Origin of the sequence: Bradyrhizobium sp. 149, from assembly GCF_023073915.1 — a bacterium.
Classification (GTDB): Bacteria; Pseudomonadota; Alphaproteobacteria; order Rhizobiales; family Xanthobacteraceae; genus Bradyrhizobium.
In genome coordinates, this window is record NZ_JADPKK010000022.1 from 898,220 (window position 1) to 922,258 (window position 24,039).

At 63.0% G+C, this 24,039-nt stretch carries 17 protein-coding genes and 1 pseudogene; 8 read left to right on the forward strand and 10 right to left on the reverse strand.

Going from position 1 to position 24,039, the window contains the following annotated elements:
* Positions 1 to 95: 95 nt before the first annotated feature.
* The 6 genes from IVA88_RS21980 to IVA88_RS22005 all read right to left on the reverse strand — a co-directional run bounded on the left by IVA88_RS21980 (position 96) and on the right by IVA88_RS22005 (position 4,651).
* Positions 96 to 764: a YoaK family protein gene (locus tag IVA88_RS21980; RefSeq protein WP_247499257.1), complete on the reverse strand. Its 669-nt coding sequence runs from the start codon at positions 762 to 764 to the stop codon at positions 96 to 98.
* 18 nt (positions 765 to 782) lie between these two features.
* Complete coding sequence (fdhD, locus tag IVA88_RS21985; RefSeq protein ID WP_247499258.1) at positions 783 to 1,619, reverse strand: formate dehydrogenase accessory sulfurtransferase FdhD; 837 nt, start codon at positions 1,617 to 1,619, stop codon at positions 783 to 785.
* A gap of 3 nt (positions 1,620 to 1,622) precedes the next feature.
* Positions 1,623 to 2,222 carry an HdeD family acid-resistance protein gene (locus IVA88_RS21990; RefSeq protein WP_247499259.1) on the reverse strand — a complete coding sequence of 200 codons (600 nt, stop codon included), beginning with the start codon at positions 2,220 to 2,222 and terminating at the stop codon, positions 1,623 to 1,625.
* 249 nt (positions 2,223 to 2,471) lie between these two features.
* A complete protein-coding gene (locus tag IVA88_RS21995; RefSeq protein WP_247499260.1) occupies positions 2,472 to 2,972 on the reverse strand; it encodes a DNA starvation/stationary phase protection protein in 501 nt (166 codons plus the stop codon).
* A gap of 63 nt (positions 2,973 to 3,035) precedes the next feature.
* A complete protein-coding gene (locus tag IVA88_RS22000) occupies positions 3,036 to 3,599 on the reverse strand; it encodes a cytochrome b/b6 domain-containing protein (RefSeq protein ID WP_247499261.1) in 564 nt (187 codons plus the stop codon).
* Complete coding sequence (locus IVA88_RS22005; RefSeq protein WP_247500386.1) at positions 3,596 to 4,651, reverse strand: catalase family peroxidase; 1,056 nt, start codon at positions 4,649 to 4,651, stop codon at positions 3,596 to 3,598. Before IVA88_RS22005 ends, IVA88_RS22000 begins: the two co-directional genes overlap by 4 nt.
* Before the next feature lie 372 nt (positions 4,652 to 5,023).
* On the opposite strand from IVA88_RS22005, the gene IVA88_RS22010 reads away from it, so the two are divergent.
* The 3 genes from IVA88_RS22010 to IVA88_RS22020 all read left to right on the forward strand — a co-directional run bounded on the left by IVA88_RS22010 (position 5,024) and on the right by IVA88_RS22020 (position 10,047).
* Positions 5,024 to 5,917 (forward strand): SDR family NAD(P)-dependent oxidoreductase, encoded by an 894-nt coding sequence (locus tag IVA88_RS22010; protein ID WP_247499262.1) that lies wholly within the window; start codon positions 5,024 to 5,026, stop codon positions 5,915 to 5,917.
* A 37-nt stretch (positions 5,918 to 5,954) separates the two neighbouring features.
* Positions 5,955 to 6,881 (forward strand): AraC family transcriptional regulator, encoded by a 927-nt coding sequence (locus tag IVA88_RS22015; protein ID WP_247499263.1) that lies wholly within the window; start codon positions 5,955 to 5,957, stop codon positions 6,879 to 6,881.
* Positions 6,882 to 7,149: 268 nt separating this feature from the next.
* Complete coding sequence (locus IVA88_RS22020; protein ID WP_247499264.1) at positions 7,150 to 10,047, forward strand: winged helix-turn-helix domain-containing protein; 2,898 nt, start codon at positions 7,150 to 7,152, stop codon at positions 10,045 to 10,047.
* A gap of 157 nt (positions 10,048 to 10,204) precedes the next feature.
* Here IVA88_RS22020 and IVA88_RS22025 read toward each other — a convergent pair whose 3' ends face one another.
* Together IVA88_RS22025 and IVA88_RS22030 are read right to left on the reverse strand one after the other, a co-directional pair.
* Entirely contained in the window at positions 10,205 to 13,057 is a 2,853-nt protein-coding gene (locus IVA88_RS22025) for a winged helix-turn-helix domain-containing protein (RefSeq protein ID WP_247499265.1), read from the reverse strand.
* Between the two features lie 113 nt (positions 13,058 to 13,170).
* The gene (locus IVA88_RS22030; RefSeq protein WP_247499266.1) at positions 13,171 to 13,449 is read right to left on the reverse strand and encodes a hypothetical protein; all 279 of its coding nucleotides are present in this window, start codon (positions 13,447 to 13,449) and stop codon (positions 13,171 to 13,173) included.
* Positions 13,450 to 13,703: 254 nt separating this feature from the next.
* On the opposite strand from IVA88_RS22030, the gene IVA88_RS22035 reads away from it, so the two are divergent.
* The 5 genes and pseudogenes from IVA88_RS22035 (at position 13,704) to IVA88_RS22055 (ending at position 19,484) form a co-directional block, all read left to right on the forward strand.
* Complete coding sequence (locus tag IVA88_RS22035) at positions 13,704 to 13,946, forward strand: hypothetical protein (RefSeq protein ID WP_247499267.1); 243 nt, start codon at positions 13,704 to 13,706, stop codon at positions 13,944 to 13,946.
* Positions 13,947 to 14,584: 638 nt separating this feature from the next.
* Positions 14,585 to 14,812, forward strand: coding sequence for a hypothetical protein (locus tag IVA88_RS22040; protein WP_247499268.1), 228 nt, complete (start codon positions 14,585 to 14,587; stop codon positions 14,810 to 14,812).
* Between the two features lie 567 nt (positions 14,813 to 15,379).
* Positions 15,380 to 18,229 (forward strand): winged helix-turn-helix domain-containing protein, encoded by a 2,850-nt coding sequence (locus IVA88_RS22045; RefSeq protein WP_247499269.1) that lies wholly within the window; start codon positions 15,380 to 15,382, stop codon positions 18,227 to 18,229.
* A gap of 62 nt (positions 18,230 to 18,291) precedes the next feature.
* Positions 18,292 to 18,494: pseudogene (locus tag IVA88_RS22050) on the forward strand (ABC transporter substrate-binding protein); the annotation flags it as partial.
* Positions 18,495 to 18,995: 501 nt separating this feature from the next.
* Positions 18,996 to 19,484 carry a hypothetical protein gene (locus IVA88_RS22055; protein ID WP_247499270.1) on the forward strand — a complete coding sequence of 163 codons (489 nt, stop codon included), beginning with the start codon at positions 18,996 to 18,998 and terminating at the stop codon, positions 19,482 to 19,484.
* 67 nt (positions 19,485 to 19,551) lie between these two features.
* On the opposite strand, the gene IVA88_RS22060 is transcribed toward IVA88_RS22055, so the two are convergent.
* Positions 19,552 to 20,823, reverse strand: coding sequence for an efflux RND transporter periplasmic adaptor subunit (locus IVA88_RS22060; RefSeq protein WP_247499271.1), 1,272 nt, complete (start codon positions 20,821 to 20,823; stop codon positions 19,552 to 19,554).
* Positions 20,820 to 24,002, reverse strand: a complete 3,183-nt coding sequence (locus IVA88_RS22065; protein ID WP_247499272.1) for an efflux RND transporter permease subunit — start codon at positions 24,000 to 24,002, stop codon at positions 20,820 to 20,822. Before IVA88_RS22065 ends, IVA88_RS22060 begins: the two co-directional genes overlap by 4 nt.
* Positions 24,003 to 24,039 lie beyond the last annotated feature (37 nt).

Here is a 24,039-nt window from a genome sequence, read left to right on the forward strand (position 1 = left end):
GTACGTAGCGCAAGGTTTGCACGCTTCTGCGAACGAACGTGCTTTTGCCGAATGGCATGGTGGGAGCCTCGGCCTGCAGTGCGACGGGCGCGATGTCAGTGCGAATGGCTTCGCTTGCGGCACAGCCAGAGAACCCATGCCGACGATGCGATCGGCAGAGCGAGGCTCCATGTTCCCAGCCATTTCGTTACGCAACCACCGACAGCGACCCCGAGCAGGAACATCAGGCAGAGCGCAAGCATGGTTCCAGCGCCGCGCCCCGCATCGCGATCGGACGCCGCAACGAACTGATCGATGGCGCGGAGCATGTTTCCGGTGACGGCCACCGAGAGATACTTCCAGCGGCCGACCTCTCTAAAACTCGCCGATTGCAGCGCGACGCCAAACGAGATGACAAGGATTACGATCTCATTGGGAACACGATGGAGCAACGGCATCGCCGCAGCCAGGCAGACGATCTCTCCGACGAGACAGCGCAGCGCCGCCCGGGTGCGGATCGCCACCGCCGCCCCGACGATGAAGGCCGCGAGCGGAAGGAGATGGTGAAGCGCCCGCTGCCATTCCCCGGACAGGCCATAGAGCCCGAGGAAGACGACGTTGCCGGTCTGCGAGCTCGCGAAGACGCCGAGCGACAGCCAGGTAAAGGCGTCGAGGAAACCTCCCGACATGCTCAGCAGAGAGGCAACGAGCAGCGATCGTTCCGGAGCGCAGACCTCGACGCCTACCTCAGCCAAAGGCTCCGGTGATGCAGCTTGCATCGCCATGTTCGGTGGTCCGCAGGGTCAGCAGCCGGCGCGCGGCGCGGCCTCGTCAGGAAGCAGAACGCGGCGCGGGTGCGTGAAGACGCCGTATCCGTCATCGCGGGCGATGGCGAGCAGCGTGATCCCCGCCTCATCCGCAGTCCGGATTGCGAGCGCGGTCGGCGCAGAAACGGCGACGATGACCGGCGCGCCGATCATCGCGGCCTTCTGCACCATCTCCACCGAAACACGGCTCGTCAGCAGCACGGCGCCGTCACGGGCCGAGTTGCCGTCGCGGACGATTGCACCGGCGAGCTTGTCGAGCGCATTGTGACGCCCGACATCCTCCCTGACCAGGGTAATGGCGGTGAGAGGATGCCAGAAGGCTGCCGCGTGAACGGAGCGCGTGTGCTGATTCAAAGTCTGGAGAGGAGACAATGCGTGCATGGCGTTCAGCAGGTCTCGCGCCTGGAAGGCAAGGCCGCGCCCTTCGACCCGCGACGGCGCGCGACGTGCCTGTTCGAGGCTTTCGATGCCACACAATCCGCACCCCACCGGCCCGCTGATAGCACGGCGGCGCGAGGCAAGGGACGCCGCACGGTCGCCATCGAGCCATATCCGCACTTCCATGCCGAGCTCGTTCGAGATCAGCTCGATGCTCCTGATCTCGCTTGCGCAGCCGATGATTCCTTCGGTGAGGCTGAAGCCGACGCCAAAATCCTCCAGATCGGCCGGCGTCCCCATCATCACCGCATGGGTCGATCCGTTGTACGTGAGCGCGATGGCGCTCTCCTCGGCAATCAACCGTGACGTCGATTTCGTGCGACCGCCGCGCCAGGCGATCTCGCGGTGCCGCGTGAATGTCGAACCTGTCGTCATGGCTCACACCGTCGCCGGCTCGGCCGAATGCCGCGAGGCCCGGCTCCGGAGCGCGAGCCCGAATGCAATGAAACCCCAACCTTGGAAGACCAGATCGACGACCAGCATTGCACCGAGCAGCCACAGGCCAATAGCAGGCCAGACCGCAACCAGCATCACCCCGACGCAGAACGTCACAACGCCGGCGGCAACGATCCAGCGCCAGCCCGCGGCCGGCCGCATATGGAAACCTGCCCAGATCCGCGTCACCCCGGCGACGACCAGAAAAGCGCACATTACGAGCGACAGCGAGACCGAAGCCAATAGCGGATCGTAGAGGATGACGGCTCCGGCAGCGGCATAGACGATCCCGGCGAGCAGCCAGCACAGGAAGCCGCGCAGGCCGTGCACCGAAAAGGCATGCACGATCTGGAAGATCCCGGCGACTGCCATCGTGACGCCGATGACGAGCACGGAGGCGAGGCTCGCCGCCATCAGATTGGCCGACGCAATGCCGCCAAGAATCAGTTCACCGCCCCCCAGCGCAACGAACCAGCCCCACTTTCCGGCGATTGCGTGAATGGCCCTTCCGAGCGACGCCTTCGAGTTCGACATATCCGTCATGGCGTTATCCTTGTACGTATGACCGACCTGCCGGTCATGGATGCGGTCAAGTGTATAGGTATCTCTTCCAGTCATCTTTCGCGGATGCAGCGACATTGTTTCATCCGCACGATGCTGGCCCGGCGCGCCGGCCTGGCCGATCAATTCGAAGACAATCAACCACCAATACACGGGAGCGAGGGTCTCCCTCGCTTCCGCGCCGCCGCAACGATCGGCCGGCGCTTTCCGGCCGCATGACATACCAGGTATTTACGAGCTAGAACCGCCTCGGCCGGTCTCGTACAGGAACCAGATCCGTCGCTCCGTCTCGTCGATCCAGTTTTCCAGCAGGCTTGCAGTCGCGACGTCGCCGTATTCGTCGCAGAGCTCGTGGACCCGGCGCATTTCCCGTGTCAACTGTTGGTTGTCGCTGCGCAACTCGGCTAGCATGTCCTGCGGATCGACATAGTCGGCGTCGTTGTCGAGAATGCGCTGCTCGCGCGCGATCTGGCCGATCGAGCGCAGCGTCGTTCCGCCGATCTTGCGCGCCCGCTCGGCAATATCGTCGGTCATGGCAAAAATCTGCTCGGCCTGCTCGTCGAGCAGCAGGTGATAGTCGCGGAAGTGCCTGCCCGACACGTGCCAGTGAAAGTTCTTGGTCTTCATGTACAGCGCGAAGACATCCGCCAGCAGCGCTCTCAGCGCGGCGGGAACGTCACGGTTCGCATTGGCCCCAAGATCCGTCGGGCTCTGGAGGTCTGCCTTGGTCATTGTCGTCATCCTTGCTGGGGGTTGAAAAAAGTTAGCCGCGCGTTTCGCGGTCGCGCGAAGCGCTCATTCTGCCGGCGTCGTCCTGTTCCGAAGTGGAAAGAGTGCGATTGCCCCGAACACGCCGTCGCGGCGGATCAGTGCGTGGAACAGCGCTGCCGCCAGATGCAGCAGCACGAGGGCAAAGAATGCGAAGCCCAGATAGAGATGGGCATTCCACAGCAGCGTGTGCACGCGGTCGCTCTGCGGCAGCAACGCTGGAATGTGGATCCTGCCATACAGGACAACCGGATAAGCCGCAGCCCAGAGCATGCCGAGACCCAGCAGCGGCATGACGATCATGAAGCCATACAGGGCCAGATGGGACAATTGCGCTCCGAGCTTGATCGCCGGCGGCAGATCTGCCGGCAACGGCGGCGCGCCGTAATGGAGTCGCAGCGCGAGCCTGATCACGACGAGAGCAAGAAGCGTAACGCCGAGCGTCTTGTGGATCAGGATGAGCGGCAGATATGTCGGCGCCACGCTGGAGACCATGCCGACGCCGATGAAGAGCATGGCAATGATGCAAGCCGCCATCAGCCAGTGCAGCAACCGCTGGATCGGGGCAAAACGATGGGATGCGTTGCTCATGGCTTGGCCGCCACGGTTCGCGGATAGTCGCTGGCTTCGGCCGCACGCAAATCGTAGGACTTGCGGTAGACCGACGAGCGCGCGGCCGGGAAAGGATCGTCCGACACCCGGATTCCCCGCGGCAGAACGGTCGGGTCGAAGTTGATGTCGCGGCAAGGCCCATCCTGCTCCGGCTCGATCCGCTGCACGATGAGCGTCCCGACCTGCACCGTGCGGCGGTTCTCCGGCCAGGCCTTGCTCGGGTCTGCCGTCGGATCGCCGGGATCGGCAACCGTCGTGACCATGGTCCAGCGTTGCGGGCCGGCGGTCCGGACCCGCTCCGTTATCTCGTGCTCGAGAAAATCCGGACCGTGCGTTTTCAGCTCGGCTTGCGAAACCGGAAAGATCCGTGCCGCCGGCAGCAGCGACCACCGAACTGCATGCTCGCCGCCCCTCGCGTCCGTGAAGATAAAGCTGTTGAGCCCGTGGTAAGGCTCCTCCGCATAGCTGGCGGTCCAGGGCGCTGTCTTGGCCCAGGCCGCAAAGGCGGCGAATTCCGGATTTGCCTGGATGAAACTTTTCATCGCCTCCGGTTCTTTCTTTCCGGATGCAATCAGCAGATCGTGAAACGCCTGCGGCGTGGAAACTGCAAAGAACGGCGGATTGATCATCGCCATCCGCCATTCTTCGCCGTCAGCCGCTGCAATCTGCAATCCCAAACCGCGCACGCGGATAGTTGCATCCACGGCGTTCGGATCGGCGGTGCCGAGATTGAAGCGCCCCAGAGCCGGATAGGTGCCCCGCTCGAAGACCTTGGCCTGCGAGAGCTCGACGCCGTTTCCGTTCGCCTCGAAGATGCCGGTGAAGCAGATTCCCTTCGCGTGATTTCGCCGGTGCCCGAGCGGCGCGCCGCTCGGGGGCGTCAGCGCCGCGATCATCCGCTCCGGTGTCAGGCGCCCGGGCGAGAGCCAGCCTGCGGTATATGCGAACGCGGCGGCGCCACCTCCGAGGACTAATGCAATCATGACGAGCGATCCAAAACCCGATCGCGATAGCTTGCCTGGCAGATTCATTCGGTCTCCTTGTGGCGCGCGAACCGCATGGTGACCGGATACGCGCAGCCCTGTTCTCGAAAGATCGTTGTAGCGGGTCGCAACGGCCCTGATCTTCTCAGTCTCACCGCCAATTTCGCGAAGGCACGCCAGCATCTGCCGGACCTTTCCCGGTTCGAGCCTTGGCCGGAGGCTCATGCGCCCCCGCTTCGGGCGTTCTGGAAATATTTCGTGCTTTTTGAAAATGGCTGGTCAGGCTCGAAAGACCCGCCCCTGCGCCGGGAGCTATTTCAGATGCTCTTCTCGCAAGGGCAGCGGCCGATCACCAGACGATGGACCGCGTCGCAACGATGTTGCCACTCTCGCGAAGGCTGGAATGCGATTGGGAATCGAATGAGCAAAGTGATCATCTTCACAGGAGCTGCAAACCGCATCGGACGAAGCGCCTGCAAGGAACTGGCGCAGGCGGGCCACACGGTCTACGTTTCGATGCGGGAAGCAGCTGGCTACAATGCGCACGCCCTTGAGGAGACCGGAGCGGAGGCCGGCAAGGATGGCGTCGGTCTTCGCACCATCGCGTTCGACGTCTCCTCGGAAGCCTCTATGAACTCCGCCATTGAAGCCATCATCGCGGAAAACAGCCGCCTCGACGTCATCGTGCATAATGCACGGCAGGTCGTTTACGGACCCACCGAGGCCTTTACGCCGGAGCAGCTCGCCGAGCTATACGATACCAATGTGCTGAACGCACAGCGCCTCAATCGCGCTGCATTGCCTCTGATGCGTAAGCAAGGTCAGGGCTTGCTAATATGGATCACGTCGAGCAGTGCGCGTGGCGGCTCCGTCCCCTTCTTCGGCGCCTACGCTTCGTCAAAAGCGGCGATGGACGCGCTCGCAGTCGGTTATGCCGGCGAGCTCGCGCGTTGGGGCGTTGAGACAACGATCGTTGTTCCCTGTGCTCTCGGGCCCGGCCATTATCTTCGCTCCGGTCGGCCAGCCGATACCCTTCGCGCCGAGGAATATGCGGATGGTCCGACTGCCGACGTAAGCGAAATCGCCCTCTCGGGACTTGCACAGCTTTCGCCGGAGGATCGAACTCCGCAGGACGTCGCAACCGCCATAGCCAAAGTCGTCGATATGCCATTCGGACAGCGTCCGCTGCGAATTCATTTCGGTCCGGACGACGACGGAGCCGCAGCCCTCGACGCCCTCGCCGACCGCGCACGCGCGGAACTGCTCCGCCGCATCGGGCTGGAAGACATTCTCAAGCCGGCGTCCATCGGATAGAATACAGCCCGCTCTCACAACCCAACGGCAGGCGCGCATGAGCGATCCACCTGGACCACAAAGGCCGAGAGGCGCTCGCGCATATGGCACGGAGTTTGCCGACTGTTTTGCCATGCCCGAGCCGCCGACGCATGTCCACCGTTCTTTGCGCCGCGGACTCCTTGCGGTCACCGAATTGCGGTTCGACCAACCGATCGAGCAGAGCACCTCGTTGGGATATGATGACGCATTCCTCGCATCGGTCTTTCTCAAGGACATCGTCGATCACGAGTGCTGGTACAACGGCCGCCCTGTCCCGGTCGAGACCTGGGATGCAGGCAAGACCTATATCTTCGATCTGAGACAGGACCCCAGAGCACTCGTGCGCGGTCCTTCGCACGTCGTCCATTTCTATCTTCCGCTCGTATCGCTCAATGCCTTCGCCGACCAAAATGATTGCGGCAAGGTCTCGGAGCTGATCCACAAGCCCGGCATCGGCGGCGACGACAGCGTGATGAGGCATCTTGCACGAGCCGCCCTGGCGTCATTGAGAACGCCGCACGCGACGACTGGACTGCTGCTTGACGAGATCCTGAACGGAGCATGTGCGCATGCGCTCGGACGCTACGGCACCACGCGATTCCCTGCTACGCGCGCTGCGGGCCTTAGCCAATCGCAGGAACACCGGGCGAAGGAAATCATGAGCGAATCAATGGATGCGTCGCTTTCCGAATTGGCACGGGAGTGTGGTCTATCGGTGACCCATTTCACACGCGCTTTTCGACATTCGACCGGCGTATCGCCGCATCGATGGCTGCTTGGCCAGCGTGTGGGCAAGGCAAAGAGCCTCCTTGAACGATCGGACCTCACATTGGCGGAGATTGCAACACTCTGCGGCTTCTCAAGCCAGAGCCACCTCACTGCAGCGTTTAAGCAACATGCCGGCCTCAGCCCCGGACGGTGGCGGCGCACATTCAAGCCGTGACGACGATCAGCCGCTGCTGCGTCCGCTTACGTGAATCACGAGCACGGTTCTGGTTCTTTTCCGCAATCGAGGGTCATTTCCTGAAAAATTGGAAGACCAGTTGGCGCCCCGTCCTCACATAGACGAAAGTGATTTGCCTTCGATCACAGTGATCCTTTATCCCAATCGTACCGAATGTTACGCTTGAGACCGCCACTACGTTCATCCGTCTTGGTACGTTTCCAGGTCATAGAACGTGGCACGTCGGTTGTCGGATTGATATTTCCAAATGGCCCCACGCTGGCAAAGTAACAACATAACAGCCGCTGCTGGCCCGACCCAAGACGAAGCCGCCCAGGAGATCTTCGTCTTCGGGCCGTTTCGCCTCGTCCCCGCACAGAGGCGGATTGAAAGGAACGGGAGCCCGGTCCAGCTGTCGGCGCGCGCATTTGACATCTTGCTCGCGCTGGTCCGGCAGGCCGGCAACGTGGTCAACAAGACGGATCTGATAGCCACGACATGGCCGGGTGCCGACGTCGAGGAAAACAGCCTGCGTGTCCACATCGCGGCACTCCGCAAGGCACTCGGAGACGGCAACGGCGGCGCCAGATATCTGAGCACGGTCTCCGGACAAGGCTACTGCTTCGTCGCTGCGGTCTCGCGCCCGGAACAGAGGCAACCTGCACCGACCCATCCGACTTACGTCCACAACCTGCCGGCACAACCCCGGCAGGTGGTGGGACGCGAGCAAGCCATGCAGGACATCTCGGAAAGACTGAGAGCCAAACGCTTCGTCACGATCGTCGGACCGGGCGGCATCGGCAAGACCACGGTCGCGGTTTCCGCGGGACATGCGCTGCTCGCGGAATTCGCCGGGCACGTCCACTTCGTCGGTCTGGGCGAGACGGGCAACGCCGCGCTGGTTCCCGCAGCCGTCGCATCTTCACTTGGGCTGCTGGCTCGATCGAATGATCCCACCGGCAGTCTTGCGACACTCCTGCGCAAAGAGCGCATGCTGCTCGTTCTGGACTGCTGCGAGCATGTCATCGAAGCGGCGGCGGCGCTGGCCGAACGGCTCTATCAGGCGGCACCGGAGCTGCACATCCTGGCAACGAGCCGGGAGCTGCTGCGCGTCGAAGGCGAATTCACGTACCGTCTCCCGCCGCTGCCGAGCCCGCCAGAGAGGGCCGTTCTGACGGCCGCGAACGCCCTCGCCTATGCTTCCGTGAAACTCTTTGTCGAGCGCGCGACTGCGGGAGGCGGCGAATTCGCGCTGTCGGACGCGAACGCCTCTGATGTCGGCAATCTTTGCCGCCGGCTCGACGGCATCCCGTTCGCCATCGAGCTTACCGCCGCCCATGTGGGCGTATACGGCGCGAGAGCGATGGTCCAGCTCCTCGACCAGCACCTCAATCTGCTGTGGGAGGGACGACGCACCGCACTGCCGCGACACCGGACGCTGCGCGCAACCATCGAATGGAGCTACAATCTACTAAGCGAAACGGAACGCGTGATCCTCGGTCGGCTGTCAGTGTTCGTCGGCAGCATGACCCTGGATGCCGCGCGGTCGATTGCCGCGACCACGGAGGACGACGACACGATCCTGGCGATCATCGACAGCCTCGTCGCCAAGTCGGTGCTCGCGCTGAACATCGGCTCGCAACCGACCCGCTACCGCCTAGCCGACTCGACCCGGGCATACGCGCAAGAGAAACTTGCCGCCAGCGGAGAGGCCGGCGCGGTCTCGCGACGTCACGCCTGCTACTTTCACGGCCTCCTTGAAAAGATCGGCAGCGAAGCGAACCGAGACCTCTCGGCGGCTGCCGAAGAGTTCGGCAACGTCCGCGCGGCACTGGCGTGGTGCTTCTCCGATCAGGGGGACCGCAGGGCTGGCGTGGCCCTCGCAGCGGCATCAATACCGCTATTCTTCAAGCTGTCGCTCCTGGCAGAATGCGAACTCTGGGTCACCCGCGCCATCGAAGCACTCGATGAAACGACTGGGAGCATCCGGCACGGTCTCGTCCTTCACACTGCGCTTGGGGCGGCCCGCATGCTCACGGGACAGCTGGATGAATTGGGCGCAAGTCACCTCAACCGGGCGCTCGAACTGACAGAGAAGATCGGCGACATACAAGGGCAGATCCGCTTGATCGACCAGTTACATTTGCTGCAATTGTTCGTCGGCAAGTATGATGAGGCATTGAGTACTGCCAAACGCGGCGAAGCCATCGCTCTCGCCAGCAACGATTCCATTGCGGTGGCGCGCATGCGCGTGTTGCTCAGCATCTCCTGCCAATATCTCGGAAAGTTCGTAGCCTCTCGCTCGTACATCGAATCGGCGTTGCTGCATCCTGACCTGGGTGGGGACGTCCCTAGCAGACTTACGCTCGAATATCCCAGACGCGCTCAGATCACCCTTGCACGCGTTCTCTGGCTTCAGGGACATCCGGATCAGGCGACGCAAATGGTGCGCCGCGCCATCTCGGACGTCATTGCAGCGAACCATCCGGTGATGTTCTGCCGAGCGCTGCCATGGGCATTCGACGTCTTTTTCTGGAATGGCGACACGGAAGATTGCGAAGATCATATCGACAGATTCATCGTGGAGGCTCGAAGGCACGACCTCGCCGTCCTCCGGATGGTCGGCGAGGCCATGAAGGGGGTTACACTGCTGGCCCGGAGCGAGACCGACGTCGGGTTCGCCATGCTGAGAGGCTCGATCGAGAAGCTTCAGAGCCTGGATTTCGGTGCGGTGGCAGGGCTTCGCACGCCTCTCGCGGAAGCCCTGGCGGCGACAGGTCACGGGGACGAAGCCCTGGACACTATTGATCAGGCGATTGCTGAAGCCCGGCACAGCAACTTCATGATGGACATGCCCGACATGTTGCGCGCGAGGGCGGTAGCGCTGATGCACAAGAGCAATCCGGATCTTCCGCAAGCGGAGCTGAACCTCGTGCAGGCGCTCGACGTCGCTCGCCGTCAGGGGGCGCTGGGCTATGAGCTTCGCGCGGCGATCCCGCTTGCGAGACTGTGGCAGCGAAGCGGCCGCCGCCAGGAAGCGCACGATATCCTGGCGCCCATCTATCAGCGATTTACCGAGGGATTCCAGACACGCAGCCTCGTGATGGCAAAAGGCTTGCTTGCCGAGCTCAGCCCGCCACTCTCGTGCTCGTTTGCGGCCAAATGACCGCGGGGTGCGGTCACGAACGATGCGAGCGGGTTGCCGGTCCATGCTGGCATGCGATGAGCCGTCGGCGCGCAGCACAGGCGCCGTCACAAGCGAATTGCGAAAGGTTCTAGGGCACGGAGGGATGCGGCGCTGATGTCGCTCCCCGGGGCATCGCTTACGATCCCAACTTCGCCAGCATTGCGCGCGCGTCGCGGAGGTCGGCTGTCTCGAAGCCTTCGGTGAACTTGTCGTACGCGGACGCCAGAACATTGCGTGCATCGGCCGGACGTCGCTCGCTCATCCTCAATCGAGCCATACTGATCGCCGTCCTCAGCTCCCAGAACAATGCGCCCTGGTTCCGCGCTAGTTCGAACGCCCTGTCGAAGGCCCGCGCGGCAGAGATCGTCGAGCGGCGCTCGCCGGGAAGCAGCAGCAGTTCGCCCTTGATGCGCCAGAGTTCGGCGATATACCACCCCTCGTATCTCGCCTCGCATCGCGCGAGCGCGTCGGCGGCGGTCGCAAGCCCCTCCGACACGTCGCCGGCCTCGCCGAGACATGCCGCGAGTTCGCCGAGGGGAAGCAGAAAGCGCGGCAGGTAGCGCGCCTCGCCCGCGACCTCAAGCGCCTTGCGCAGCAAGGGTAATCCGGCCGCGAGGTCGCCTTGGCGCGAGATCAGCATGCCCCTGAAGGCGCGCGCCCATACGTTCCACAGGCGGATCGGGTGACGCTCAGTGTGCTCGATCAGCATCGTGCAATAGCGCTCGGCCGCGTCGAGATCGCCAGCGAGGAAGGCAATCGGGCAAGCGCCCTGGCCGAGGACGCTACAGAATGTAAGGGCGTGACCACTGATCCGGCCTTCCTCGACGTTGCTCTCAACGACGTCCAAGGCCTGATCTGCGAGGCCAAGCAGCCACAGGATCCGCGCCTGGAAGTAGCGCGTCGAGACCCGCAGGTCGAACCGGAACCGGATGACCTGAGGCTTGGCCGCCAGATCCGAGAGGCGAGACATTGTTCGTCCGATATGATGATACGCCTGCCGCTGATCGCCGAGATAATGCAGCGTAGTGGCGAGCAGCCGGTCGGCCATCATGCGGTCGACCGGATTGCCGGCGTCGGCCACGACCGTCGCGAAACGATGCGCAAATTCGAGGGCCCTCTGGAATTCGCCATTGTTGAACTGATCGATGCAGAGCCCCCAAAGCGCGCGCAGCAGATAGTCTCTGTCCTCGAGCTGCTCGGCAAGCTGCAGGGTCTCAGCCCAGGCGGAACCGGCCTCCCGGGCCCTTCCAACACCGTACATCAGCGACCAGCCGCGTGCGGCCGACAGCTGCATACGAATTCGCAGCCCGTTCGCGGCCGTCGGATCGAGGCGCGCCAGGGCGAGTTCGGTCCGCTCGCGGCATTCGGTGAGGAGCGACAATTGAACCCAGAGTGGAACCGCCGCCGCCGTCAAGGCTGCCCCGAGTTGGGGGTCTCCGCCGGATGAGAAGGCCCAATCAAGACTCGTGCGCACGTTATCGATGTGCCGCCCATAGACGGCGAGCCACTCCGCTTGCGACGTTGTTTCGCTGTCCGCTTCGGCGCCCGCGAAGAATCTGCAATAGTATTTCGCCTCGCGGCGGGCGGCGTCCGGATATTCTCCGGCGGCGTGCAGCTTCTCCAACGCATAGGCACGCGTTGTATCCAGCAAGCGATAATGAGGGCTGTCGCCGCGAATATCGGCCAGCACGAGCGACTTTGCCACCAGTCGGGAAAGCTGGCCGGTCGCGTCGCCGATGCCCTCGCCGGCTGCCGCAATCACTGCATCGAGCTGAAATTCTCCGGCGAATATGCCGAGCTGCCGGAGCAGCCACGCCTCGTGATCCGGCAGCAGGTCGTAGCTCCAGTCGAGCGTTGCGCGCAGCGTTTGCTGCCTCGGCAACGCCGTGCGCCGGCCGGTCGTCAGAAATTTGAACCTGTCATCGAGAAGTGCGGCGATCTTCGGCGGGCTGAGCATGACTGCGCGCGCTGCCGCAAACTCGATCGCGAGCGGAATGCCGTCGAGCCGCCGGCAGATGGCTGCGATGGCGCCGATGTTCTCCTCGTCGGACACAAAGCTTGAACCCAGCGCCTTCGCTCTTCTCGTGAATAATTCCACTGAGCTGTACGCAGATGCGGCGGCGGGTTCGAGCCGGACTTCAGGCGGCACACCCAGAGGGGGCACGCGGTAGACATGCTCCCCCTCGATGCGCAGCGCCTCCCGGCTTGTCGCAACAATGAACGTCCCGGAGCAGCGGCTGATAACCAATTCGGCCACCTGCGCCACTGCATCAATGACATGTTCGCAGTTGTCGAGGATGAGCAACAATGGCCGAGGACCGATCGCGCGCGCGATGGAGTCCGGCGAAATTTCCTCGCCCTCGAGCTTGGTGCCAAGCACTCCAGCGATGACAGAGCAGACGAGTCTGGGATCGGACAGTGAGGCCAGTTCGACCAGCAACCGGTCAGCCAAAAAGCCGGTCGGCGGCGTTCTGGCGGCCTCCAGCGCCAGCGCAGTCTTTCCGATCCCACCGGGCCCGACCAGGCTCACCACGCGATAGGCCGACAGAAGCCGCCACAAATGCGCGATCTCGGCGCTCCGGCCGATGAGGTCGAATGATGCGCTGGGGATATTGATCGACGGCGGCAGCCCGGTTGCGGCAGATCGTTGTGGCGTGTCCATATGCCGGATCCGCCACGTTCCCAGCAGGCGATAGCCTCGGCCAACGGCAGTTGACAGCATGTCGCGATCAGAACCAAGGGCTTTTCGGATCGCTGCGATATGGACGCGAAGTGCACTCTCCTCGACAAAGACGCCCCGCCAGACGCGCTCCGTGAGGTCCTTCTTGGTGACGAGTTGACCCTGCGCCTGAACCAATTCCGCAAGAATCTCGAAGGCACGTCCTCCCAAGGGAACGAGCTCCCCCGCCGAACGCAACTCGCGTCTGACAAGATCGATTTCCCATTCCGCGCAAATGTAGACGGGTCGCGGGCCTGGCTCAGCCATCATTGGGACAGCCCAAGCGGTTTCATCATTTTCAGTCCAGCTTACCATCAATCCTTCGAAGGACACAGGTCGCCGGACGGCGGGTGCCTGCGGCCCCGTGTCACGATGCGCTCTCTTCAGCAACCGCGGCAGATCGATCCTTCCAGCATCTTCTCGAGCCGAGCGTCTTCCTTGGTGATAGTCGAATCCGTGCCGAGCAACGGTCCCATGGTCGCGTGACCACGACTGTCCGACGGAAGCGCGGTGCCCAGCGAGTTCGTTCCAGGCGCGGCGGCGCTCGTGCCGAGCGCGCCGCCGCTCTCCATCGACATATGCGATCCCATGCCGCCGCGGGCCGACGCACTGTCCGAGAGGGCAACGCTAGCGAGGATAAAAATAACAGCAAATGATCTCATCGCTTACACTCCAGATGTTTTGAACTGTCCGCCTCCCAGAAACGAACACCGGACGAGTTTGACCACGCACAACCGCGCGAGAATTCTGACAACGATGACAGACTCTTCCCGCAAGAGTGATGCACATTCGCCAGGGTTTTCCACCAGGACAACCTACATAAGCATCATCAAGAACAAATTTCGGAAACGCCACCAGCCGAGCAGCGATCATCGCCAAGCGTCTCTCCGCACAGAGCAAGCAATGGAGAATCGCTATGAGTGCATTCAAGATCTTGATCGCCGCGGCGCTGATCTCAACGGCAACGATATCGTCCGCATCCGCAGCCTGGTCCTTCGCCGATCAGGAGCCGGCTGCCTTCGCATCGATGTACCCCGATCGCGACGTGCTGAATGGTGGCGCGCTGACGCCCGCCGGCCGAATGGGCCTCGAGCGGCCGGGTGGTGCCGCGCCCGTATTCGGCGTGGGCCGCCTTCACAACCAACATTGGCGTCGATGACGACACGCTGCAATCGGGCATCCTGCGTCCTGCGAGGTGCAGATGATGGTGTCCGCAGTCCGGGAGTGCGACCGCGCCGTGCGGCGCACCCTGCCGGCGTCTCAGCAAGGCCGATCACGAGGATCCCGACAACCGCGCCCCGGGAACTGCAGAACTTGACAGTTCTTCAGCATCCTAAACCGGCCGCGGCGCCGCGCTATAGTCGGACCGCCGGCTGCTACACGCCCTCCTCCAGCGCCCCGCAATGCACGGCCCTGCGGCGGCGATCTAGCGCACGAGAGAATCGTGCGGGTTGCCGCGGACCTCGAGCGCGACGCTTCCATTCCGGCATTCGAATAATGACATCGCCAACGGACTTCCGTCGATCGCGCATCTCCAGATGATGCGCTTCACCGGCGAGAGATGGGAATGGTTTTGTCCGCTGCCGGACGCGTGCGGACCAGGCGGCGCGTTCGCCTGACTAGTGCGCGACGGTCTCGGTCGGATCAGCCGTCGATGCCTGACGTCAACGCGCCCGGCGACTTCGTGCAAAGACGAAAAGGTTCGTTCGATCAACACTGCGGATGCGACGCGCGCATGCACATGTCTTGCGTGCGGGCCGAGGCGTTCCCGGCGTCGCTTTCTCAAGGAGATGTTCGATGACTACACTGAAGCTCTTGTCAGCCGGATTCGTGGTCGCAGCCATGATTGCCCCCCCCGCAATGGCGCGCGAAGGCAACGTGAAGCGTACCAATGCCGAGGCCTATGCGTCGGCTCAGCGCGTGCCTGACACCTCCAAGCGCGGCTGCACCCGTGCTCCCGACGTCGGCGCGTACGCAACCGCCCCCTGGCGCCGGCCGCCCTGCGAGCCCACGTCAGGCTACTGAGCTCGCGAACCGGACAAGTCCGGTTCACGCCGACTGGAAGTTGATCGTCTCAACGTTCCGGATCTTGACCTCTCGGCGGGAGTAAGACGGCGGCTCACGATCAGGCCGCCGTTCCTGCCGCTGGTTGCGCGTCTCCTGGAAGCATTTGCGCTCCGGAGCTGTTGCGCTGACCATTCCCGGCGATGTGGCAAATGATGCCTTCACCTGATGGCATCAGCCGCCTTCGACCGCCCCTCCCATTCTGACACACGCCCGACCTCGTCACGAATTCGTGTATCGAACACGAGCGCGTCGGGTGTCAGCATTGACGATGAACGAAGCGCCGGCGACGGAGCGGGCCTTCTTGACACGCCGGCGATCTCCCTGCAGGAGACCCAAGCGCATTGGCGCTTTCAAATTCTTGCCAAGGGTCGGTGATCTCAAGGACGGACTCGTGATTTCCGCCGGATCACAGCAACGGAATTGATTCACGGACCCGCTATGTCATCGCCGGTTGATCGCACTTACTCTTTCGGAGATTGGCTGATTGATTGCCAGCGGAGAGAGCTGAGGTACGACAACGTCGCGGTGCCGATCGGCAGCCGCGCATTCGAGATTCTCGAGAAGCTGGTCGGCTCGGCGGGTCTGCTCGTCACCAAGGACGATTTGATCGGGAGCGTCTGGTCGGGCCTGACCGTTGAAGACAATACGCTTCAGGTTCATATTTCGGCCGTCCGCAAGGCACTCGGCGAGGATCGCAATCTCCTCAAGACGGTTTCGGGTCGCGGATATAGTCTCGCGGGAGCCTGGCGAAGCGGACATCTGGATCACACCGCAGCCGCGCCTGTCGCTGTGCCGGCCGACGCGCTTTTCTCCAGCAACCTGCCTGGCATCCGCGCACCTCTCATCGGTCGCGAGGACTGTCTGAGCCAATTGGCCGATGTGTTGTCGGCCTTTCGGGCCGTGACCCTGGTCGGACCCGGCGGCATCGGAAAGACGAAGCTGGCAATCGAGCTCGCACGTAGCGTCGCGCTCTCGTTCAATGATTCCGTGGCATTGGTCGAGCTCGCGACCCTGCAGGATGCGGCACTTGCAGCATCCGCATGCGCCCGCGCCCTCAAGCTCGCCTCGAATGACAAGGGAGCCTCGGCCGCAAGCATTGCGCAAGGCATCGGGACCCGCCGTCTGCTTCTCGTCCTGGACAATTGCGAGCATGTGATCGAAGCGGCCGCGCAGATTGCCAGCGCCGTGCTGCGCTATTGTCCGAACGTCACGGTCCTCGCGACGAGCCGCGAAGGCCTCCGTATCGACGGCGAATACGTTGCGGCCATTCCGGCGCTGTCGGTTCCTGGCGCCGATGTGCACGATCCCGACCTGTTGCTCCGGGAAAGCGCTGTACAGCTGTTCGTCGCGCGAACGCGGGCCTTGCGCGCAAGCTTCGCCGCGGGCACGGACGAGCTTCAGAAGATCGCCGCCATCTGCCGTAGGCTCGATGGCATTCCGCTCGCATTGGAATTTGCCGCAGCCCGGGCCGCCAATCTCGGGGTGAACACCGTATTGCTTCGGCTGGACAAGCGCTTCGAGCTCCTGAACGGCGGTCGCCGCGATCAGTTGCCGCGCCACCAGACCCTTCGTGCGACACTGGACTGGAGCTACGACCTGTTGCCTCCGGCAGAGCAGAACCTGCTTTGCCAGCTCGCGGTGTTTCCGGCCGGCTTCACGCTCGATGCGGCCAGTGCGATGACGGACAACACATTGGCCCGGTCGGACGTCATCGAAACCCTCTTCAATCTGGTCGGAAAATCGCTGGTGTCGCTGGACCCCTCGTTCGAGGGACGATGGCGCCTCCTGGAGAGCACCCGCGCTTATGCGCTGGAGAAGCTCGCGGATGCAGGCCTTGTCGAGCAGGCTGCCAAACGGCAAGCCGGCTTTCTCAGGCAGATCATCGCGCCGCTCGGCGATGCCTCTCCCGCTCCTGACGACATCTCTCGTTTCGCCCAGGAGATCGGAAACGTGCATGCGGCGCTCGATTGGGCGTTCTCGCCCGGGGGCGATACGGCGCTTGGAATCGAGCTGACCGCCGGTTTCGTTCCGGTATGGATGCAATTGCTGTCCTTCGTGGAATGCTCGACACGGATCGAGCATGCGCTTGCGCATTTCAGTCCCGGGTTCAGCTGCGTTCCGAAGCTGAAGGCGCAGCTCTATGTCGCCTTGGGATTCTCACTTCTCAACACGACGGGATCGGCGGATCGCATGAAGGCGGCGCTGAGCACCGGCCTCGTGCTCGCCGAGGAATTGTCCGATCTCGAGCTTCAGCTCAAGGCGGTCTGGACTTTGTGGAGCTATAACCTCAACTCTGGTCAATATGCCGCGGCGAAGAAGGTCGGCGAACGCTACCTCGAGATCGCACTGCGCACCGAAAATCCCGCCAACGAAGCGGTGGGCCGTCGCCTGATCGGCGCCGCCACCCATTTCTTTGGCGCGCAGGAGGATGCTCGGCGCGAACTGACTCTGTCGCTGGACCATTCGGCTCACGGATTGAACGGCGGTGCGAACCAGGTGTGGTTTCTGCTGAACCAGAGCGTTCTTGCCAAGGCGATGTTGGCGCGCGTCCTGCTGTTGCAGGGAAAGATCGCCCAGAGCAGATCCCTGGCCGCCGAATGCCTCCAGGAGGCTGAGCGTGAGAACGACAAGCTTGCGATCGCCTACGCACTCCGGAATGCCGTCTGCCCCATCGCGCTGATGACGCATGACCTCGTCACCGCTGATCAGGCGATATCCTCCCTTCTCGATCTCGTCACACGCGAGGGGATAGCTTTCTGGACCAGCTGGACGTCTTGCCTGAAGGGACAATTGCTGGTCCTGCAAGGCAACCGTGGCGATGGAATAAGGCTGCTGCGCAGCGGCCTGAAAGCGCGAACCGAGAACGGATGGCTGATGCGCAATCCCGAGTTCCTCGGATCGCTCGCCGAAGGCCTGCTGGCGAGTGGCGAGGCTGCGCAGGCGCTGGCCGCGGTGGAAGAGGCCTTGTCCATGTCACGGCAAGGCCGGCAATTGTGGTGCCTTGCCGACCTGTTGAGGATCAAGGCTGAAATTCTCCTGACCAACGCCCCCTCCGACCTCTCTCGATCCGAATTGCTGTTTGCGAAGGGCCTATCCGTGGCCCGTGACCAGCAATGTCGCTTTTACGAGCTGAAGGTTGCGGCGGCGTGGGCAAGGATCATGGCTGGATCGAACCGTCCGCAGAGCGCACTTGATCTCGTCGGTCCAGTCAGCGCTCTGTTCGATCAGGCGATCGATCTTCCCGCGCTCGCCTTTGCCCGCGCTCTGGCTGAAATACCGGGCATCTTACTTGCGACAGCGACCGGCCCGCGTCTTGCACCTGCCACTAGGTTGCCAAGCCTCGGCCGGGACACATGTCTGCGCTGCCAAAAATAGCCGATCACTCCATGTTCCGGACTTGCTTGAAGAACATCTCTCGACGACAGATTCTGGCCGGCATCCGCGCTTCGGTGTTTTCGCCCGGCCTCATCCGTGCGCAGGGCACTCGACCGATCAGGATCGGCGAGATCAACTATAGAAGCGCACCTGCATTCACCCGCCCTATGGTCGCGGCTGGCAGCTGGCGGTCGAGCAGGTCAACGCGAAAGGCGGCCTTCTCGGGCGCGAGCTGCAGGTCATCAGCCGGGACGACGAAGGCAAAACCCAGCGCCGCATCCGCGCGGCAGAGGAGCTCGTGCACCGGAACGTGGCTCCCTTCGAGCGACTCGGGAGCGTCCAGACTGAGCGATGGCGGATGGCTTTGTCGATGTCAGCTTCGATACGCCGTTTGGAAGGGCAACCTGGCGTTCGATCGACCATCAAAGCACGATGGGAACATTCGTGGGCCGCACCGCGGTCAGGGGCAACAAGGCCGTCATGGTGGACTGGAATACAAAGATGGTAGAAGCATGCTTCCGCCGGATGTCGAAGTTCGCAAGCTGCGCCCGGCAACATGACAACGCGATGCCGTGTAATGCGATAGCACGGAAGGCCTGCAAGGCCACCTCAGCATCCCGGTGGCAGGATCGGCGACACCCCCGGCGTCGGTGCCGCTCCTGAGGCGTTGGCCGGCAGCACCGTCGCTGGCTCCGCCAAATTCATCGAGACCCCTTCCGCGCAAGCTGAACTGTTTGGGCTCGGCACGACGGCGGCATTCGGGTCTATGCCCGTGCCGCCAGCGCCGCTGGTGTCCACCAGGATCGTACCCGGCGGGGGGCTTGCAGGCACTTGCGAAATCGACAACGGCAGAGACGCAGCGCTCGTCACCTGCCCTCCCGACATAGAACTGCACGCCACACTCGCACCTGTTCCCGCCGGCGCGGCCGCGGAAATCGTCCCGATCGAGCTGCTGTTCGGTCCTGTAACAGGCAGGATCGGAGCCGCGATCCCCGAGGTCGGAAGGCCTGTGGGTGATACGACCGGAGTCGGCGGCACCGGCGTCAGCGATGACGACGGTGGGGCGCAGACGACCACCGTCCCCGGCGTCGTCGGATCCGACGCGAGCGGGACGGGCGCCAGCGTGGTATCAGGCGCGCCCGGGACGGTCGTCGCGGAAAACGGCCCCGGGCTGTTAAGCGGCGAGATCACGATCGCGCCCGGCACCGTCGGCAGATCCATTGCCGTACTGCCGGTCCTTGCGACCTGTGCCTGAACAGCACGGCCGCCGAGCAGTAGAGCCAACACCGCTACGAGCGCGATCCGCATCATCGCTCGTGTTCCTAACTCACTTGGGTCTTGCGAACGCTGACCTTGCTACCGTCTGCCAGATCGACCGCAGGATTGAGCACGACCTGATCGCCCGGCTGCACGCCGTCGCGCACTTCCACCGTGGTGCCAAAATCCCTCGAGATCGAGACCTGCTGAAAATGAACCGTGCCATTCCGCACGACCGCGACATGGAGGCCGTTCTGATCGAACACGAGTGCGTCGGAGGGGATCGTCGTCGACTGCGTCCTGCGCGGGATCGATAATTCGACCGTGCAATAGATGCCCGGACTCAGCAGACCATCGGGGTTAGGTACGTCGATCTCGGTCAATAGCGTCCGGCTCCCCGGCTGCAGCGCGGTTGCGATCCGCGTGACCTTGCCCGCAAATGTCCGTCCCGGAATCTCAGGGACACGGATATCCGCATCGACGCCCGGCCCGACTCCGAACGCCTCGTCCTGCGGTACGAAGACTTGGGTTCGGACCACGTCGGAATGCATCATCGTGAACATGAAGGTGGAGCCCGCTTGCACCAGGCTGCCATTGTCCACGTTGCGCTGGGTGACCACGCCGTCGAACGGCGCCACCACACGCTGGTAAGACTTCTCCTGCTGGAGGACGCGAATCTGCGCCTCCTGCGCCGTGATGTTCGACTGCGCGACGCCCACCGCCCCCTGCTGCGCGCGCAGGGTGAGACGGTCATTATCGCCCTGTTGCGCCGTCAACCAGCCTTGCTTGACCAGATTGCTGTCGCGCGAATTGGTGACGTCGGCCAACTCCCGGCTCGCTTGCGCCTGTTGAAGCGCGGCCTGGTCCTGAGCCAGCGTCGCCTGCGCCTGTGCGATCTGCTGGTCCAGCTCCGGCGCGGTGATTTCTACGAGGAGATCGCCCTTCTTGACCCGATCACCGATGTCGACGTAGCGCTTCTCGATATAGCCGCTGGTCCGCGCGAAGATGTTGGCCGCCTCGAATGCGGTCGTCGTCGCCGGCAGGCTGACCTTCATGACATCGCCGCTGGGCTTGACTGTCGCCACCCGCACTTCCGGAACGTGGATCCGAACCCGCTCTGCTACCGCGGCCACGTCATGCGCAGCCTGGTAGTGCCGCCACCCGCCGATGCCGAGGCCGCCCGCAAGCAGCAGGAGCACACCTCCCCCGAGCAGTGCGCCACCGTAACGGCGTCCGGATCGTGCGCTCTTGCCCGGCAGCTCCACGACCCGGAGGCTCTCCGCCCCCGGGCGGTCTCTCGTCGCCTCGCCATCGGTCTTTGCGCGAACATCACTCATTCCGGTTGCTCCTCGAATACGCCGTGACCAGCCTTGCCGTCATTGCCCTTGCGCAGCATCGCAAAGAGATAAGGCACGATCAGCAAGGTGGTCGGGGTTGCAAACAGCAGGCCACCGATGACCGCCCGCGCGAGCGCTGCATTCTGCTCCTCCCCTGGCCCACCGATCGCCATCGGAATCATGCCTACGATCATCGCTGCCGCAGTCATCAGCACGGGCCTGATCCTCGTCCGGCCCGCACTGAGCGCCGCCTGGAAGGCCGAGTGTCCGTTCAACTGCTCGTCACGCGCGAAGGTCACGAGCAGGATGGAGTTTGCCGAGGCAACGCCGATCGCCATGATGGCTCCCATCAGCGAGGGCACGTTCAGCGTCGTCCCGGTGATGAACAGCATCGTCACGATGCCGCAGAATGTCGCCGGCAGCGCCATGATGACGACGAAGGGATCGCCAAAATTCTGGTAGTTAACGACCATCAGCAGGTAGACCAGGATAGCCGCGAACAGCACTCCAATCCCGAGATCGCGGAACGACTGATGCATGCTCTGGATCTGTCCCAGAACCTGAATCGAATTGCCCGGCTGAAGCTGCTTTTGCAGTGTGGACGTCACCTTCGCGATATCAGTCGCAACGCTGCCAAGATCGCGCCCCTGCACGCTCGCATAGACATCGTACACTGGCTGGACATTGGCCTGGTTCGAGTTGGTGGGAACCGTTCCCCGCTTGAAGGTCGCTACATTGCTGAGCAGGCCCGGCACCGTCTGGCCGCTTGCAGCGAGCGAGGCTGACACCGGCGTGTTGCCCAAGGCGTTCAGCGAATTGGCCCTGTATTCGGGCGTCTGCACGGCCAGGTAATATGGGATGCCCGACGTGGGGTCGGTCCAGAAATTCGGCGAGACCTGCGCGGACGAGCTGAGGCTGACATTGATATTGGTCGCCACCGTGCTGGCGTTGAGACCGAGTTGCGCGGCTCGCGTGCGGTCGATGTCGGCATAGAACGCGGGAGCATCGACCTCCTGCTGTAGATGCGCATCGACCAGTCCGGGAACCGCCGCGAGACTCTTCCGTAGCTCCTTGGCGACGGCCAGATTGTTGTTGCCGTAACCGACCGTGCGAACATCAATCTGCGCCGGGAGACCGAAGTTCAGGATCTGCGTGACGATATCGGCCGCCTGGAAATAGAACGTGTCCTCCGGGAATGCCGACGGCAGCACCTGCCGCAGCTTCCTGACGTAATCCGCAGTCGGCTTGTGCCCGTCCTTCAAAGACACCAGAATTGTACCGTCGTTCACCCCGATCGTGGAGCCGTCGGTGAATGCGAGATTGTAGGCCCGCGCCGGGAGACCGATATTGTCGACGATCAGCGCCCGGTCACGCTCCGGTATGACTTCGCGGATCTTGTCCTCGACCGTCTGGAAGATCGCCTCGGTGCGCTCGATGCGCGTGCCCGCGGGCGCCCGAACGTGGAGCTGAATCTGGCCGCCGTCGATCAGGGGATAGAAGTCCCTGCCGACATAGACGAACATGGTGGCTCCGAGCGCCAGCACCAACACTGCAACGACGGGCACGATGGCGCGATGTCGCAGCAAATTCAGCAGGAGATCGGAATACCCATTACGCAGGCGCTCGAAGCCGCGCTCGAATGCCGCCGAGGCGCGCGCGAAGATTCCCGACGGGCGCTCGCCCTCACCATGGCGTCGCTCACCCTTCAGCAGCAGGCCGATGGTGATCGGCGTGAGCGTCCGCGACAGTCCGTATGACGCCAGCATTGCGAACACCACGGCGAGGCCGAGCGGCGTGAACAAATATTTGGCCGGCCCCTCCAGAAATACGACCGAGGTGAACACGCAGCTGATCGCGAGCGTCGACACCAGCGTCGGCACCGCGATCTCGGCGGCGCCATGCAGGGTCGCCTCCGACAACGGCATGCCTTCCTCGGTCCAGAGCCGGTGCGTGTTCTCGATCGTCACCGTCGAATCATCCACGAGAATACCGACCGCGAGCGCAAGGCCGCCGAGTGTCATCGTGTTGAGGGTCTCGCCGAGGAAATAGAGGACAATCAGCGAGGACAGCATCGCCAGCGGGATCGAGATCAGGACGACCAGCGTCGATCGCCACGATCCCAGAAACACCAGGATCATCAGCGCTGTGAGGCCGGCCGCGATCGCACCTTCGCGCAGCACGCCATTGACCGAATGGGTGACGAATATCGACTGGTCGAACAGCTCGTTGATCTTCAGCCCCGCCGGAGCCGACGCGCGGATCGACGTCAGGGCCGCCTTGACGCCGTTGACGACGGCGAGCGTGGAGGCATTTCCGTTCTTGATGACGCTGAGCAGGACGGCACGGTGGCCGTCCTCGCGCACGATGTTCTGCTGGACCTGGGCGCCGTCACGAACCTGGGCGACGTCCTTCAGGAAGATTGTGGCCCCGTTCGCGAACTTGACCGGAATCATGTTGAGATCCTGGATCGTGGCCGGCGTCGCGTTGGTACGAACAGTATACTGGGTGTCGCCGATCTTTGTCGTGCCGGTCGGCAGTGTCAGATTCTGGGTGTTCACCGCATTGACGATGTCAAGCGGCGTCAATCCGCGGGACAGCAGCTTGTTCGGATCGATATCGACCATGATCTGGCGGTATTTGCCGCCGGCAGGCGTGGGCAGAGTCACGCCCGGAACCGGAGCTAGTTGCTGGCGAACCCGGTAAATGCCGAAGTCATAGAGTTGCTGCTCATTCAGGCTGTTCGACTCGAGACTGAGTTGCAGCACCGGCACGCTCGAGGCATTGAACTGCACGATGATCGGCGGCTGGATGCCCGGCGGCATCAGGGCACGGATGGCGTTGGTCGCCGAGACGATCTGCGCGATCGCAAGATCGAGATTGACGTCCGGCTGAAAGTAGACCTTCTGAATCGACAGCCCGTTGAGGGTCTGCGCCTCGATGTTCTTGATGCCGCTGACGTTGGCGCTGATCGAATATTGGCTGTAGGTACTGACGCGCTGCTCCATCTCCGGCGTCGAGAGGCCCGTGTAGCTCCAGATGACCGTGACGACGGGGATACGGATCTCCGGGAAAATATCCGTTGGCATCGACCGGATCGCGATACCGCCGAGGAACAGGATCAGCGCCGCAAGCACATAGAATGTGTGCGGAAGCCGGAGCGCGAAGCGAACAATTCCCATGATGGTCTGCCTGGAGCAAATGTCTCGAGATCGTCAG